This is a genomic window from Brevundimonas sp. (assembly GCF_035626535.1).
GTDB lineage: Bacteria > Pseudomonadota > Alphaproteobacteria > Caulobacterales > Caulobacteraceae > Brevundimonas.
Genome location: NZ_DASPNO010000037.1, coordinates 1 through 14340, shown reverse-complemented (window position 1 = coordinate 14340; position 14340 = coordinate 1). Strand labels below are relative to the sequence as shown.

Annotated in this window: 21 protein-coding genes; 6 read left to right on the top strand and 15 right to left on the bottom strand. The window is 68.9% G+C overall.

Annotation, left to right across the window (positions count from 1 at the left end; all coding sequences use genetic code 11):
- Positions 1–654 (bottom strand): AIR synthase related protein (locus tag VEC04_RS05550; protein WP_324774655.1); only part of this gene is annotated, 654 nt, incomplete at its 3' end.
- A 101-nt stretch (positions 655–755) separates the two neighbouring features.
- Between VEC04_RS05550 and VEC04_RS05545 the strand changes: the two genes are divergently transcribed.
- Together VEC04_RS05545 and VEC04_RS05540 are read left to right on the top strand one after the other, a co-directional pair.
- Positions 756–902: a hypothetical protein gene (locus tag VEC04_RS05545; RefSeq protein ID WP_324774653.1), complete on the top strand. Its 147-nt coding sequence runs from the start codon at positions 756–758 to the stop codon at positions 900–902.
- Positions 902–1144: a Tat pathway signal protein gene (locus tag VEC04_RS05540; RefSeq protein WP_324774651.1), complete on the top strand. Its 243-nt coding sequence runs from the start codon at positions 902–904 to the stop codon at positions 1142–1144. The genes VEC04_RS05545 and VEC04_RS05540 overlap by 1 nt, the downstream gene beginning before the upstream one ends.
- On the opposite strand, the gene VEC04_RS05535 is transcribed toward VEC04_RS05540, so the two are convergent.
- Positions 1141–1944 carry a hypothetical protein gene (locus VEC04_RS05535; RefSeq protein ID WP_324774649.1) on the bottom strand — a complete coding sequence of 268 codons (804 nt, stop codon included), beginning with the start codon at positions 1942–1944 and terminating at the stop codon, positions 1141–1143. The genes VEC04_RS05540 and VEC04_RS05535 overlap by 4 nt on opposite strands.
- 116 nt (positions 1945–2060) lie before the next feature.
- On the opposite strand from VEC04_RS05535, the gene VEC04_RS05530 reads away from it, so the two are divergent.
- Positions 2061–2327 carry a hypothetical protein gene (locus tag VEC04_RS05530; protein ID WP_324774648.1) on the top strand — a complete coding sequence of 89 codons (267 nt, stop codon included), beginning with the start codon at positions 2061–2063 and terminating at the stop codon, positions 2325–2327.
- On the opposite strand, the gene VEC04_RS05525 is transcribed toward VEC04_RS05530, so the two are convergent.
- The 7 genes from VEC04_RS05525 to purC all read right to left on the bottom strand — a co-directional run bounded on the left by VEC04_RS05525 (position 2324) and on the right by purC (position 5781).
- The gene (locus tag VEC04_RS05525) at positions 2324–2875 is read right to left on the bottom strand and encodes a sugar O-acetyltransferase (RefSeq protein ID WP_324774647.1); all 552 of its coding nucleotides are present in this window, start codon (positions 2873–2875) and stop codon (positions 2324–2326) included. The genes VEC04_RS05530 and VEC04_RS05525 overlap by 4 nt on opposite strands.
- A gap of 70 nt (positions 2876–2945) precedes the next feature.
- A complete protein-coding gene (gene purQ / locus VEC04_RS05520) occupies positions 2946–3608 on the bottom strand; it encodes a phosphoribosylformylglycinamidine synthase subunit PurQ (protein ID WP_324774645.1) in 663 nt (220 codons plus the stop codon).
- A gap of 45 nt (positions 3609–3653) precedes the next feature.
- The gene (locus tag VEC04_RS05515; protein ID WP_324774644.1) at positions 3654–4121 is read right to left on the bottom strand and encodes a hypothetical protein; all 468 of its coding nucleotides are present in this window, start codon (positions 4119–4121) and stop codon (positions 3654–3656) included.
- A 5-nt stretch (positions 4122–4126) separates the two neighbouring features.
- The gene (locus tag VEC04_RS05510; protein ID WP_324774642.1) at positions 4127–4600 is read right to left on the bottom strand and encodes a YbhB/YbcL family Raf kinase inhibitor-like protein; all 474 of its coding nucleotides are present in this window, start codon (positions 4598–4600) and stop codon (positions 4127–4129) included.
- 61 nt (positions 4601–4661) lie between these two features.
- Positions 4662–4793 carry a hypothetical protein gene (locus VEC04_RS05505; RefSeq protein ID WP_324774640.1) on the bottom strand — a complete coding sequence of 44 codons (132 nt, stop codon included), beginning with the start codon at positions 4791–4793 and terminating at the stop codon, positions 4662–4664.
- Positions 4790–5023, bottom strand: coding sequence for a phosphoribosylformylglycinamidine synthase subunit PurS (gene purS, locus VEC04_RS05500; protein ID WP_324774638.1), 234 nt, complete (start codon positions 5021–5023; stop codon positions 4790–4792). Before purS ends, VEC04_RS05505 begins: the two co-directional genes overlap by 4 nt.
- Positions 5023–5781, bottom strand: a complete 759-nt coding sequence (gene purC / locus VEC04_RS05495; protein WP_259548361.1) for a phosphoribosylaminoimidazolesuccinocarboxamide synthase — start codon at positions 5779–5781, stop codon at positions 5023–5025. Before purC ends, purS begins: the two co-directional genes overlap by 1 nt.
- A 251-nt stretch (positions 5782–6032) precedes the next feature.
- Between purC and VEC04_RS05490 the strand changes: the two genes are divergently transcribed.
- Entirely contained in the window at positions 6033–6356 is a 324-nt protein-coding gene (locus VEC04_RS05490; protein WP_324774632.1) for a DUF1476 domain-containing protein, read from the top strand.
- A gap of 131 nt (positions 6357–6487) precedes the next feature.
- On the opposite strand, the gene VEC04_RS05485 is transcribed toward VEC04_RS05490, so the two are convergent.
- From VEC04_RS05485 to purB, 4 genes are read right to left on the bottom strand one after another with little or no spacing between them, the layout of a single operon-like run.
- Positions 6488–7069, bottom strand: coding sequence for a fasciclin domain-containing protein (locus VEC04_RS05485; protein WP_324774630.1), 582 nt, complete (start codon positions 7067–7069; stop codon positions 6488–6490).
- A gap of 54 nt (positions 7070–7123) precedes the next feature.
- Positions 7124–7678, bottom strand: coding sequence for a DNA-deoxyinosine glycosylase (locus VEC04_RS05480; protein ID WP_324774657.1), 555 nt, complete (start codon positions 7676–7678; stop codon positions 7124–7126).
- On the bottom strand, positions 7675–8013 hold the full coding sequence (locus VEC04_RS05475; protein ID WP_324774629.1) for a hypothetical protein: 339 nt from the start codon (positions 8011–8013) through the stop codon (positions 7675–7677). Before VEC04_RS05475 ends, VEC04_RS05480 begins: the two co-directional genes overlap by 4 nt.
- Positions 8014–8017: 4 nt before the next feature.
- Positions 8018–9316: an adenylosuccinate lyase gene (purB, locus tag VEC04_RS05470; protein WP_324774628.1), complete on the bottom strand. Its 1299-nt coding sequence runs from the start codon at positions 9314–9316 to the stop codon at positions 8018–8020.
- A gap of 127 nt (positions 9317–9443) precedes the next feature.
- Here purB and VEC04_RS05465 point away from each other — a divergent pair, with 127 nt between their 5' ends.
- The gene (locus VEC04_RS05465) at positions 9444–10088 is read left to right on the top strand and encodes a glutathione S-transferase (RefSeq protein ID WP_324774627.1); all 645 of its coding nucleotides are present in this window, start codon (positions 9444–9446) and stop codon (positions 10086–10088) included.
- A 185-nt stretch (positions 10089–10273) separates the two neighbouring features.
- Here the strand turns inward: VEC04_RS05465 and VEC04_RS05460 are convergent, their stop codons facing one another.
- Both VEC04_RS05460 and VEC04_RS05455 read right to left on the bottom strand, forming a co-directional pair.
- Complete coding sequence (locus tag VEC04_RS05460) at positions 10274–11947, bottom strand: lytic transglycosylase domain-containing protein (protein ID WP_324774626.1); 1674 nt, start codon at positions 11945–11947, stop codon at positions 10274–10276.
- Positions 11948–12097: 150 nt separating this feature from the next.
- Positions 12098–12892, bottom strand: coding sequence for a uracil-DNA glycosylase (locus VEC04_RS05455; RefSeq protein ID WP_324774625.1), 795 nt, complete (start codon positions 12890–12892; stop codon positions 12098–12100).
- Between the two features lie 96 nt (positions 12893–12988).
- Between VEC04_RS05455 and VEC04_RS05450 the strand changes: the two genes are divergently transcribed.
- On the top strand, positions 12989–14340 hold a 1352-nt coding region (locus VEC04_RS05450; protein ID WP_324774624.1), incomplete at its 3' end, for an NAD(P)/FAD-dependent oxidoreductase.

Sequence of the window (14340 nt, the reverse complement as noted above, 5' to 3'; positions counted from 1 at the left end):
GCCGACGCCGTCGCGCCCGGTCTTGGCGCCGAGATAGACGACCGGCAGGCCGACGCCTTCAGCCTTGGAAAAGAAGATGCCGTCGGCCCGGGCGATGCCGAGCGCGAAGGCGTTGACCAGGCAATTGCCGTTGTAGCGGTGGTGGAAGTTCACCTCGCCGCCCACCGTCGGCACGCCGAAGGAATTGCCGTAGCCGCCGATGCCGGCCACCACTCCCGCCACGAGATGTCTAGTCCGGGGATGTTCCGGGTCGCCGAAGCGAAGCGCGTTCAGCGCTGCGATCGGCCGCGCCCCCATGGTGAAGACGTCGCGCAAAATGCCGCCGACGCCGGTAGCGGCACCCTGGTAGGGCTCGATGTAGGAGGGGTGGTTGTGGCTCTCCATCTTGAAGATGCAGGCGTCGCCGTCGTCGATGTCGATGACCCCGGCGTTCTCGCCCGGCCCGCAGATCACCCGCGGCCCCTTGGTCGGGAATTTGCCGAGATGGATCTTCGACGATTTGTAGGAGCAGTGCTCCGACCACATCACCGAGAACACGCCCAGCTCGACCTGGTTGGGTTCGCGCCCCAGCCGGTCGAGGACGACCTGATACTCGTTCGCGGCCAGGCCGTATTCGGCGGCCAGTTCGGCCATGTTCTTTTCGGGAGCGCTCATGGCCGCGCCTTCTAGCCGCAGTCGTGGCCCCTGTCAGCCGTTCCCGGCGGAACATCGTCGCCGGCCCGCCATTGAGTCCTCCGAAGCCAATGGAGGCCGCCATGACGGACCAGCCGATCGATCCCGCCGCCACGCCCGAAGATCGCAACGCCGCCGAGATCGCCGCCGACGACGCGGGGGCCAGCGCCGCCGCCGAACGGGCCGCGAAACAGGCCGCCAACGACGACGTCGCGGGGGAGAACGACTGATGTCGCGGACGCCCTCCGAAACCACGCCGACCCCCCCGGATCACCAGCAAATGGACCGCTCCAACGACCCGGAGATCACCCGGGCCATGGACGAGGCCGCCCCGGAACTGGCCATGACCAGCCGCCGTCAGCGCCTGACCGGTTCGGCCGTCGGCGTCGGCAGCGTCGGCTTCGACGAAAGAGGGGCCTTCGACGTCGGGAATCCCGATCACGACCCGCGGGACAATCCCGAGGCGGACTAGTCGGCGTTCGCTCGCTCGACTCCGGGGCGGAGCCGGAAGGTCAGGATCACCGCTCCCACCAGCACCGCCGCGGTTGCGGCCAGCGCGGCATAGGCCAGCGGCGGATTGCGCTCCTGCTCGGCCACGAAGGCGCCCAGCAGGCCCCAGGCGACCGGCAGGGCGTAGGCCAGCATCCGCAGCCGCGCGGTCATCCCGAGCGCCACCAGAGCCACGACGACCACGGCAAGCATGGCCCACACCGTCGGGCCCGGCGCGGCCGGGAGCGCCTCATTGCCCGTGAGCACGGTGAGCAGGTTCAGCGGCGCCGCCACGGTCAACCACCCGGCCAGCAGGGCCAACGGCCAGACGACGAGCCAGCGGTCCCGCTCCGTTCGCCCCAGCGCCCGTATGGCGTCGGCGTTGTGGAGCAGCGGCAGCAACAGCGCGGCCAGCGATCCGAAGATCAGCACCACGGTCGCCGCCTCCCAGTCGAAGGCGGCCGCGACGACCCACCAGCCGATGCCGAGGAATGCGACGATGGACGGCCAGCCGAAGCGGTGGATCAGCAGGCTCTCGCCGGTCTGCCGCATCGCCTGCCGCACCGCGTAGGCCAGGATCGCCACATAGATCACGCCCCAGATCGAGAAGGCGTAGCCGGCCACCCTCAGCGTCGCGTCGCTGTCGGCCGAGAACTCGGCCGGAGTCTGACCCCAGCCCACCAGCATCTGCGCCTGGGCGACGACCACGGCGAAGACGGCGCTGGCCAACACGATCAGGCGCCGGGTGACCTGGACGGCGGTGGCGCGGACGATCGAGGACATGCGGGGGGCTCCTGCAGCGCGAGGACGTGCCGACACTACGCGCCGGGTCCGCGCTTGGTTCACCGCCCCGGAACCCCTCTCTCCGCGCGGGGGTTCTCCCTGCAAAGGAGACCGCCATGGCCGACGAACCCGACCGCCCGAAGGAAAGTCCGAACTTCGAAACCAACACCGTGCAGGCGGATCGCGCCCGCGAGCAGGGACTCGGCTTCGGCGAGCGCGAGTTGAACGCCCAGCGCGATCCGGGCGGCGTCCGCACCGCCGACGAGGATCCGATGATGGAGGACGGGGCCTCTCTCAATGCCGACGACGATGATGCGCTGGACCAGTCGATCGGCGTCCAGGGTTCGGCCGACGGCGACCGTCGCCGCGCCGACGACGTCTAGAGCCGGATCCGCGCGGGATTGCCGACGGCCGTCGCGCCTGCGGGCACGTCGCGCGTCACCACGGCTCCGGCGCCGATGATGGCGTCGTCGCCGATGGTCACGCCGGGCAGGATCAGCGCCCCGCCGCCGATCCAGACGTTGAAGCCGATCACGATGGGCCGGCCGAACTCGACCCCCGCCGCCCGCTCGGCCGCGTCACGCGGATGGTCGGCGGTCAGGATCTGCACGCCCGGTCCGATCTGGGTCTGATCGCCGATGTCGACCTCGCAGACGTCGAGGATGACGCAGTTGAAGTTCAGGAAGACGTTGCGGCCCAGCCGGATATTGTAGCCGTAGTCGCAGTGGAACGGCGGGCGGATCACAGCCCCCTCGCCGACTTCGCCCAGCCTCTGTCGCAGCAGATCGCGCCGCTCGGCCGGCGTCGACGCCAGCGAGGCGTTGTAGCGCGCCATCCAGTGTTTGGCGGTGGTCTGATCAGCCTGAAGCTCGGGGTCGCCGGGGTTGTACGGCAGGCCCGAGATCATCTTCTGGCGTTCGCTCATGAACATGGCCGGCCCCCACGCGACGATCGGGCGAGTTCGGCCGTATCGGCCGTTCGGGTCAAGTCCGAAGGACGGTTCAGGCCGCCGCGAGCACGCTGCGGAACAGGATGGCGCCGTCGGCGGAGCCCAGCTCGTTCTCGAAGGCCCGGTCCGGGTGGGGCATCATCCCCAGCACATTGCCGCGAGCATTCTGGATGCCGGCGATATCGGCGACCGAGCCGTTCGGATTGTCGATATAGCGGAACACCACCTGGCCCTCGCCTTCGAGCCGGGCCAGGGTCTCGGCGTCGGCGAAATAGTTTCCGTCGCCGTTGCCCTGGGTCATGACCACTTCACGCTGGCCCTGATAGCCCGAGGTGAAGCGCGTCTGGCCGTTGGCGACGGTCAGGCTGATCGGCTTGCAGACGTATTTCAGCCCGGCGTTGCGCAGCAGGGCGCCCGGCAGCATCCCGGCCTCGCACAGAATCTGGAAGCCGTTGCAGATGCCGACCACGGCCACGCCGTTGTCCGCGGCCTTCTTCACCGCCTGCATCACCGGCGACTGCGCCGCCATGGCCCCGCAGCGCAGATAATCGCCGTAGGAGAATCCGCCCGGCAGCACGATCAGGTCCAGCCCGGACGGCAGTTCCGTCTCCTGATGCCAGACCATGTCGACGGTCTCGCCCGTCGAGCGTTCGATCGCGACCTTGCAGTCGCGGTCGCAGTTGGACCCCGGGAAGACGATGACGGCTGCGCTCATGGGCGCGCCTCTAGCATCGTTCGGCGGCGATGTCAGGGCGGGTCGTCAATGAGTATCGAACTCCGAAAGCGACGTACCGAGTTCGAGGGCGGCATAGAGCTCGAGCAGGTATTGGTCGATCGGATCAGCCACGGCGAGATAGCGGACCGACATGCCCTGAACCTCTGCCAGGGCATGGTCGAAGGCATCGCGAAAAACGGGATTCTCCAACAGCGCGGCCCGTCCCTCGCCCTTGCGATAAGTCGCCGTCAGGCCGGTTGCACCCCGCGCCGGCTTGAAGGCGAACGAGGCCGAGTAGTGGCTGTTACTCACATGACCCCGCAGGCGTTGGCGCAAATTGCGGGTTCGGCCGACATGGACGGGTTCTCCAGCCAGATAGAAGGCATAGATCGCCGGGGTCCCTGGCAGGACGGCGCCCCGGATCTCGACCAGCGGCGCGGCCATCAATTGCGCGAACAGAAGAGGCGGCCGGAGAATGCGCTCGGCGTATTCCCGGTTGACCATCTCTTCCATCGGCTTCAGCCCTTGTTCTCGTACGTCGCCGTGACGGACGCCCGGGCCAGCGTATGGAAATGCAGGTTGAAGCCGAACACCGCGCCCGAATTGTCGGGCGTCACGTCCAGCCTGTCGGTGTCGACGGCGAAGACCGTGAAGATGTAGCGGTGCGGTCCATGCCCCGGCGGCGGCGCCGCCCCGCCGTAGCCGGTCTCGCCAAAGTCGGTGCGGCCCTGCACCGTGCCCGCCGGCATGCCCCGGCTGGACGCCCCCGCGGCCAGCTCCGTCACGTCTGCGGGAATGTTGGCCGCCGTCCAGTGCCAGAAGCCGGACCCCGTTGGCGCGTCCGGGTCGAAACAGGTGACTGCGTAGCTCTTCGTCCCCTCGGGTGCGCCTGACCATTTCAGATGCGGCGAGGTGTTGCCCTTCGCATAGACCTGCGCGTCCGGCAGCATGCCGCCGTCGGTGATGTCGTTGGAACTGAGGGTGAAGGTCATCGGCGCGTCCTCCTGCTGCGGTCGGAGGCACTCTAGCGCAGCCGCGCGCCGCAAGTCGCCTCTAGTGCGCCGCTTCCTTGGCCGCCGGCGTGAAGGCGGTCTCGTCCATCAGTCCGCCCGCCAGCGCCGCCGCAAAGATCACGCACGAGGCCAGAACGAACAGGGCGATGGCCAGCTTCAGGCTCCGTTTCACGCGACCTCGATGCGGTAGCTTTCGATGACCGTGTTGGCGAGCAGGGTCTCGCACATCTTCTTGGCTTCGACGGCCGGATCGGCGCCGTCGAAGTCGAACTCGATCAGCTTGCCGACGCGGGCGTTGGCGACGCCGGCCCAGCCCAGTCCGTGCAGGGCGCCTTCGACGGCCTTGCCCTGCACGTCCAGCACGCCTGGCTTCAGGAACACGTGAACTTTCACCCTGGCCATCAGTGCAGTCCCCCCTGAATCACGGTCGGCATGTCCTTCATGATACCGAGGCGACGGGCCACCTCGGTGTAGCTCTCGATGACGTTGCCCAGATCGCGGCGGAAGCGGTCCTTGTCCAGCTTCTCGCCCGTGGTGCTGTCCCACAGACGGCACGAATCGGGGCTGATCTCGTCGGCGAGGATGACCCGCGAGAAGTCGTTCTCCCAGATTCGGCCGAACTCGATCTTGAAGTCCACCAGGGTGATGCCGACCGCGCCGAACATGCCCGACAGATAGTCGTTCACCCGCACCGTCATCGCCAGGATGTCGTCCAGCTCCTGGGTCGAAGCCCAGTTGAAGGCGGTGATGTGCTCCTCGGTGACCATCGGGTCGTTGAGCTCATCCTTCTTGTAGTAGAATTCGATGATCGAGCGGGGCAGGGGCGTGCCCTCGTCAATTCCGAGGCGCTGACTCATCGAGCCGGCGACGATGTTGCGGCACACGACCTCGAGCGGAATGATCTCGACCTCGCGGATCAGCTGCTCGCGCAGGTTCAGCCGCTTGATGAAGTGATTGGTCACGCCGATGCCGTTCAGGCGCGACATCACGAATTCGCTGATGCGGTTGTTGATGACGCCCTTGCCCTCGAGGATCGCCTTCTTCTGGGCGTTGAAGGCGGTGGCGTCGTCCTTGAAATACTGGATCAGGGTGCCGGGCTCGGGCCCCTCATACAGAATCTTGGCCTTGCCCTCGTAGAGCTTCTTGCGCTTGACGTTCATCATCACGGGTCCGGGCGGGGCCTCGCCAGAAACGAAAATCGCGCGGCCAGCACGGTGGTCTGGGCGGCGCGATCCGGAATCGGGCGGGCGGGAGAATTGGTCGGCCCTCCCTTACCGGAAGCCGCGCTGCGACACAAACGGCGGCCTGTATTGAACCGTCAGGGTTTCCGTTGCGTTCGGCTCCCGGGGGGCTATAGACCTCCACGACCGCGGCCACATATCGCGCCGCCTGACGGAGCCTGCAGACGCCCATGACGACCTTCGACGATCGGGAAAAGGGCTTTGAGTCCAAGTTCGCCCTCGATCAGGAACAGGAATTCAAGGCGATCGCCCGGCGCAACAAGCTGCTGGGTCTGTGGGCCGCCGAGAAGATGGGCCTGTCGGCCGACAGCGCTGATCAGTACGCCGGCGCCGTGGTTCGCGCCGATTTCGAGCAACCAGGCGAGGAAGACGTCTACCGCAAGATCGCCCAGGACCTCGAGGGCGCGGGCCTGACCGTCTCCGAAGGCGAAATCCGCCGCAAGATGGACGAACTGTCCTCCGTCGCCCGCGAGCAGATACGCAACGGCGAATAGCGCCTCCGGGATCTCTGACGAGGAAAGGCCGCGGCCTTTCGGCTGCGGCCTTTCGGGGCGGATCGATTGGGGGCGATCCGCCGCCGGCGCCGTGTGGGGGAGAGGGCGGCGCCGGTATTCCGTGTCGCCCGTCAGCCGGGCTCGGCGACCGTGTCGATCGCGTGGATGACTCCGTTCGACGCGATCATGTCCGCCTCAACCACGCGCGATTTCCCGCCCGCCGCGTCGGTCAGCTCGATCGATCCAACCGCATTGACGCGCGCCGTCAGCACGCCGCCCTGCAGGGTGGTCAGCGTCAGCGAGCCTCCGCCGGCCTGAACGCGCTGCACGAGACTGGCGCCGTCCAGCCGCGCAGGGACCACGTGATAGGTCAGCAGCCGCCGCAGGTCGGGCAGGCCCTCTGGCGTCGTCAGCGCGTCCCGCCTCGCCGCCGGCACCTTCTCGAAAGCGGCGTTGGTCGGGGCGAAGATCGTGAACGGCCCGCCGCCGTTGAGCGTCTCCGTCATTCCGGCCGTCTGGATGGCGCTGACCAGGGTGGTGAAGTCCGGATCGCGCTGGGCCATGGTCAGGATTGTACCGTCCGCGGCGGTTGTCTGCGCCGGAGCCGCCGCCGGGGTCGCCGCCGCATCGGTCTCCGGCTCTTGCCGGTCGCAACCCGTGAGCGTCAGCGCCACGGCCGCCAGCGCGGCCAGCACGGATCGGGTCGAGGTCATGCCGCATCCCCTCTACGGCGCCGCCTTCCCGGCGGCCCCGTAAATGAATATGGCTCAGCCTGAGAAAGGATGCGTCGGCGCGAAATTATTCCGCACGCGACGGTCGATGAACGACTGCTGGTCGAGCCAGCCGGCGAGCACCCCCCACGCCGCGGCCTTCTCCTCGAACGGCCGCGCATGGGCCGGGCTGGAGGACGGCAGGTCGATCAGGACCGCGTTCGTCGCATTCGCCAGCACCGCGCGTCCCAGCCGGGCCGCCGTTCCGCCGTTGAAAGCCACGGCCCGCAGGTTCGGCAGGTTCGCGACCAGCCCTCGCAGATCCGCCGCCTCCGGCTGGCGGATCGCCGCGTCGAGGCTGCCGGGCCGCTCCGCGCTGGCGATCACGTCCCACAGACCGACCCCGGCCGCCCCGAGCGCCGCCAGGCGGGCCTCGTAGGGCAGGGCGGCGAGGTCGCGCCCGATCACGCCGCCGATCAGCCGCCAGAAGGCGTTGCGGGGGTGGCCGTAGTACTGCGAGGCCCTCAGCGAGGCGTCGCCCGGGAGGCTGCCGAGGATCAGCAGCCGCGTCTTCGCGTCGACGACCGGCTCGAAGGCCCGCTTGCGGGTCAGAGGGTTCTCATCCTGACCGTGAAGTACACCCGCTGGCCGGTCGCGGGTTTGCCGTTCTCCCAGCGAAAGTCATAGCCGCGGGAGGCGCATTCCGCGGCGTAGCGGAGTTCCCGGGGCGTCCCGGGCTCGAACTCGCAACGGGTCGGGCCGCCGATGGAGTTGACCTCGCAGAGGATCGGGACCGCGAATTCACGCCCGCGGGGAAGGTCCCTCAGGCAGCGGGCGATCCCCCTCGGCGGCGGGTCGAACGTCTTGACGACCTGTCCGCGCTCGCCCGGACCGCCGGGATCCTGGCCGAGCAGTGCGGCGAACAGGGCGATCATGCCGATCATCATGGCCTCAGCCTCCGAACACCCGCGCGAACACCGTGTCCACGTGTTTGGTGTGATAGCCGATGTCGAACAGCGCCTCGAGCTGCGCTTCCGGCAGCGTCACCCGCTCGTCGGCCTTCAGGAAGTCGAGGAAGGCCCCTTCGCCCCGCCACACCTTCATCGCGTTCTCCTGCACCGCGGCGTAGGCGCTCTCGCGCGACACGCCGGCTTGCGTCAGAGCCAGCATGACCCTTTGCGAATGCACCAGCCCGCCCAGCAGGTTCAGGTTCTTCGCCATGTTCTCCGGATAGACGTTCAGCCGCTCGACCACGCCGGCCAGACGATGCAGGGCGAAATCGAGGTGGATCGTCGCGTCCGGGCCGATGCCGCGTTCCACGGACGAGTGGCTGATGTCCCGCTCATGCCAGAGGGCGACGTTCTCCATAGCCGGCACGACCGCCGAGCGGACCAGCCGGGCCAGGCCCGTCAGATTCTCCGTCAGGATCGGATTGCGCTTGTGCGGCATGGCCGACGAGCCCTTCTGGCCCTTGTCGAAGAATTCCTCGGCCTCCAGCACCTCGGTGCGCTGCAGGTGACGAATCTCCACCGCCAGCCGCTCGACGGACGAGGCGGTCACGCCCAGCGCCGCGAAGAAGGCGGCGTGCCGGTCGCGCGGGATCACCTGCGTCGACACCGGCTCGACCTGCAGGCCCATCCTGTCGGCCACGTAGGCCTCGACCGCCGGGTCGACGTTGGCGAACGTCCCGACCGCGCCGGAGATGGCGCAGGTGGCGATCTCCTCCTTCGCCGTCAGCAGGCGTCGCTTCGCCCGCTGGAACTCGGCGTGATAGCCGGCCAGCTTCAGGCCGAAGGTCACCGGCTCGGCGTGGATGCCGTGGCTGCGGCCCACGCACGGCGTGAATTTGTGCTCCTTCGCCCGCGTCTCCAGCGCCGCCAGCACCCGGTCGACGCCTTCGATCAACAGGTCCGTCGAGCGCGCCAGCTGAACCGCGAAACAGGTGTCCAGCACGTCCGACGAGGTCATGCCCTGGTGCAGGAAACGCGCCTCGTCGCCGACGATCTCGGCCACGTGGGTCAGGAAGGCGATAACGTCGTGCTTGGTCGTCCGCTCGATCTCGTCGATCCGGTCGGCATCGAAGACGGCGTCCTCGCCCTTGGCCCAGATCGCCTCGGCGGCCTCGGCGGGGATCACTCCCAACTCGGCCATCTTCGTCGCGGCGTGCGCCTCGATCTCGAACCAGATCCGGTATTTGGTCTCCTGCGACCAGATATCGACGGCGGCGGGGCGTGAATAGCGCGTGATCATGGGCGCGGGGTGTCGGTCCCGGGCCGTCGGGAGTCAAGCGCAGCTTGTGCCGGCCCGCCTCAAACTCGTTGGCGCAAGAGTGCGAAGCCCCGTATGGCCAAGTCGTCGTCAGCGAGGAGCCCGCCCCATGGAACTGATCATCGGCCCCCGCCTCTATTCGACATGGTCGCTGCGCCCGTGGCTGGTGCTCAAGCGCTGCAAGGCCGACTTCACCGTGCGCGAGATCGACATCTACTCGCCGGCCGGACAGGCGGAACTGGAGCGCATCTCTCCCTCCCGCCTCGTGCCCCTGCTCAGGGTCGAGGGCGAGACCATCTGGGACTCCATGGCCATCTCGGTCTGGTGCGCCGAACGCTATCCCGAGGCGCGGCTGTGGCCCGCCGACGCCCACGCCCGCTGGCTGGCCCGTTCCGCCGCCTGCGAGATGCACGGCGGCTTCATGGGCTTGCGGACCGACTGCGGCATGGGCCCGGACCACACCATGGTCGGCCCGGACCGCTCGCCCCCGCCGAAAGGCGAGGCCGTGGAGCGCGACATCCGCCGCATCGTCAGCCTGTGGAAGCAGATGCGGAGCCGCTTCGGGGCCGGCGGGCCATACCTGTTCGGCGAATGGTCGGTTCCGGACGCCTTCTTCACGCCCGTCGCCACCCGCTTCCGGCATTTCCAGATCGACCTCGCGGCCTACGGCGACGACGGCCCGGCGGCGGCCTACCGCGACGCCCTGCTGGCCCAGCCGGACTTCCTCGAGTGGTCCGCCGAGGCGTTGCGTTAACCGCACGCTGGAACGCCGCCTTAAGACAACACTGATATTCAGGGACCCTCGCCAACGCGTCTGCGTTCAGGGTCAGCCATGTCGATGCCCGTTGAACAGCCCCAACCCCGCCGCCCCAGCCTGATGGTCTACGGCCTGCTGATCGTCATCGCCTGCTGTCTGCCGGCGCTGCTGATCGCCGGCCTCTAGCCGCCGACCACGGGGATCGAAGCCACCTCCAGCGTCTGTTCCGGCGGAGGCGGCACATAGTCCAGCGCCAGCGGCACCAGGGTCGCCCCCGAGGCCACCGCGTCCAGCGTGTTCAGCGGTCGCCCGTTGAGGCGCTGATAGATCCAGTAGGCCGCCACGACCTTTTCGACATAGTCGCGGGCCTGCGGCACATCGATCGTCTCGATCAGTAGCAGCGGATCGGCATCGGGACCCAGCTTGCGCACCGCCGCCACCATCGGTCCCGGCCCGGCGTTGTAGGACGCCGCCACCCTCAGCAGGTCGCCGTTGATCGCCGGCATGGCCAGCACCTTGCTGACATAGGCCTGCCCCAGTCGGGCGTTCACCGCCGGGTCGTACAGCCGTTCCGGATCGGACACGAAGGCGCGGTCGTTGGCCAGTTCGGCCGCCGTCGTCGGCATCACCTGCATCAGGCCGTAGGCTCCCACCGCCGAGCGCGCACGGGCGTTGAAGTCGGTCTCCTTGCGGGCGATGGCGTAGACCAGCGAGCGCTCGATGGTGAAGCCGCCCTCGGGCTCGATGACCGGCTGCGGATAGCGGTCGGCGTCGATGCGCCGCCCGTCGTCGCTGACGCCGGTCACGCGCGGGCCGAGGGCCCGGGCCAGCGCCGCCCAGAGCTTGCGTCCACGCTCCGTCAGCTCCGACCTAAGGCCGGTGCGCAGTTCGTCGCGCGCATCCGTGCCCCGTCCGACTTCGTAATAGGCCACGGTGCGCCGGGCGCGGTCGTCGGAGCGGATGAAGGCGTTCAGTTCGTCGGCGCCGACATCGCCCGCCTCATCCGGCTGATAGCTCACCCGCTGAAGGCCGGTCGACTGATAGGGCGTCGGCCCCAGGTTCTGGATCGCCGGTTCTTCGCCGAGCTGGCGCAAGGCGATCTGGCCATAGAAGGTCGCGGGCCAGGCGCCGGCCTGACGCAGCAGCGGCTGCACCCGGTCCTGCTGCCCCGAACGGGCGGCGCTGCGGGCAGCCCAGAAGGCGGCGCCTGAGCGGACCCAGCCGTCCTCGGTCGGATCGTCCAGCACGCGCTCGAAGGCGTTGGCGGCCTTGCCGTACTCGCCCAGCCGGTACTGCGCCAGTCCCACCACCCACCAGTCGCCGATCTGTTCGCCCAGCGTCACGGCGCCGTTCAGGTCGTCATGGTTCAGCGCGATCCGCGCCGCCTTGGTCGGGTCGTTCGGATCGGCGCCTCCGCCGGCCGCCACGACGCTGGACCAGGTCCGGCCGCTGACGCTCGCCGGCCGTTTCGGCTCGGGCGCGCCGTCCGGGCGCCGGCGCAGGGCCAGATTGTAGGCGCGCGGGGCGCAGGGCAGGTCGGCATACTCCTCCAGCCACGCCGCCAGCTCTTCGTAGGTGGCCGAATAGTCGGGGTGGAACAGCCGTTCGAACTCGACCTGGCCCAGCAGCACCCGATCGTTGGCCTGACGGGCGGAGGCGCGGGCGGCCTCCAGGTCGCCGCGGCGCAGGGCGTCGAAGGCGGTGGTGTAGCTGAGGCGGTCCGCCGGGCTCAGCGCCGAGACGCCGCCGCGGCGCTCATCCTCTTCGGCATGCGCAGGCAGGGCGGCGCCGAGGCACAGGGCGAACGCCAGAGCGGTCGTCGGCGCGAAAAACGCGCGGCGGAAAGAAATCGGCACTGAAGGCGGCCCCCCTTAGAGCGTCCTGCGGATCGTCTCGACTCGATCCACCTTGCGCTGTTCGTTCGGTCGTCAGGCCAGAAAGGCGCCACTCGCCCCGGCCCGTGTCAAGGATTGACCCCATTTTGGGGCGGTTTTGAGTCGGGCGGGTTAACGAGCTTGGCTGTCGTTCAGCCGCGCCGCCAGCGACAGCATGTCGGCCCAGGCCTGCCGCTTGGCGATCGGCTGGCGCAGCAGGAAGGCTGGATGCAGCGTCGGCATGGCCGGCGCCGAGACACCGCCCTCGGCCAGCCGCCACTCGCGCCACTGGCCTCTGAGCTTGAGAATGCCCTCGTCCACGCCCAGCACCGCCTTGGACGCCGCGGCCCCGACCAGCAGCACCGCCTTCGGCCTCAGCAGGGCGAAGGCCCGCTCCACGAACGGCGCGCACACGGCCTGCTCCGTCGGAGTGGGGGTGCGGTTGCCCGGCGGCCGCCAGAACACCGTGTTGGTGATGAAGACCCGGCCCTCCAGCCCGGCTTCCTTCAGCATCCGGTCCAGCAGCTTTCCGGCCTTGCCGACGAACGGCTGGCCACGCTCGTCCTCTTCCGCGCCCGGCCCCTCGCCGACGACCAGCACCTGGGCCTCGGGGTTGCCGCGCGCGAACACCGACTGCCGCGCTCCGAGTCCGCGCAGGGGGCAGCCTTCGAAGGTCGCGATCGCCTCGCCCAGCTGCTCCAGCGTCTCCGCGCCGGCCGCCAATCGGCGCGCCTCGGCCACGGCGTCGGACGCGTCGACCACCGGCGTGACCGCCGCCGTCGCCCTGGCCACCGCCTTCACGGCGGGTGGCGGCTGCACATGAGTGCGATCGACCGGCGTATCCGCGAAACAGGCGTCGACGCCCGCGTCGCGCCAGAAGGCGAGCAGGCTTTCGGTCGCGGCGGGGGTCAGGCTGTGCGAAGTCATGGGCGGGCCGGCACAGGGATAGTCCTTGACCGCCCCGGCGTCACCTTCGGATAAGGCGTCACCCACAAGACCCTGACGACGACGAGGATTCCAGCCATGGCCGAGGACGCTATCGAAGGCGGCGCGACGAACGCCTGGCAGGACGCCGTGATCGACAAGCTGCCGCCCGCCGAGGCTCTCGCCGGGGTTGAGCGCGAGGTGATGGAATACGACGTCGTCATCGTCGGCGGCGGTCCTTCGGGTCTGGCCGCCGCCATTCGCCTGAAGCAGCGGGCGGTGACGGACGCCAAGGACATCTCCGTCGCCGTGCTCGAGAAGTCGGCCGAAATCGGCGGCCACATCCTCTCCGGCGCGGTCATCGACCCCCGCGCCCTGTCCGAACTGTTCCCTGACTGGAAGGAACGCGGCGCGCCGCTGGAAACGCCGGTGGCGAAGGACCGCTTCCTCGTTCTCGGCCCGCAGGGCGAAGCCTCGCTGCCGATGTTCCTGCTGCCGCCGCTGATGCACAACGACGGCTGCTATATCGCCTCCCTCGGCAACCTGTGCCGCTGGCTGGCCGAACAGGCCGAGGCGCTCGGCGTCGAGGTCTATCCCGGCATGGCCGCCAGCCACGTCGTGTGGGACGAGCCCACCGGCCGCGTGAAGGGCGTCGTCGCCGGCGTCTTCGGCATCGACCGCCACGGCAAGCCGACCAGCGACTTCCAGCCCGGCATCGAACTGCACGGCAAATACGTCTTCATCGCCGAGGGCGTGCGCGGCTCCCTGGCCAAGACCATCATGGCCCGCCACAACCTGTGCGACACGGCCGAGCCCCAGAAATTCGGCATCGGTCTCAAGGAGCTGTGGCAGGTCCCGGCCGAGAAGCACCAGCCCGGCCTGGCCCAGCACACCACCGGCTGGCCGTTGGACGAGTTCACCGGCGGCGGCAGCTTCATGTACCATTTCGGCGACCGCTACGTGGCCATAGGCTACGTCGTGCACCTGAACTACCGGAACCCGTGGCTGTCGCCCTTCGACGAGTTTCAGCGCTTCAAGCACCACCCGTCGATCGCCGGGCATCTGGAGGGCGGCACGCGTATCTCCTACGGCGCCCGCGCCATCACCGAGGGTGGTTTCCAGTCGGTGCCGAAGCTGTCCTTCCCGGGGGGCGCCCTGATCGGCTGCTCGGCCGGCTTCGTCAACGTGCCGCGCATTAAAGGCAGCCACAACGCGATGCTGTCGGGCATGCTGGCCGCCGAGCACGTCGCGGCAGCGCTCGCCGAGGGGCGGGCGCACGACACGCTCGATGGATATGAGAGCGCCTGGCGCGGCTCGGAGATCGGCCGCGACCTGTTTCGGGTCAGGAACGTCAAGCCGCTCTGGTCCCGGCTCGGCACGCTCGGCGGGGTTGCGCTCGGCGGTGTCGACATGTGGGCGAACCAGCTCCTGGGCTTTTCCCTTTTCGGCAC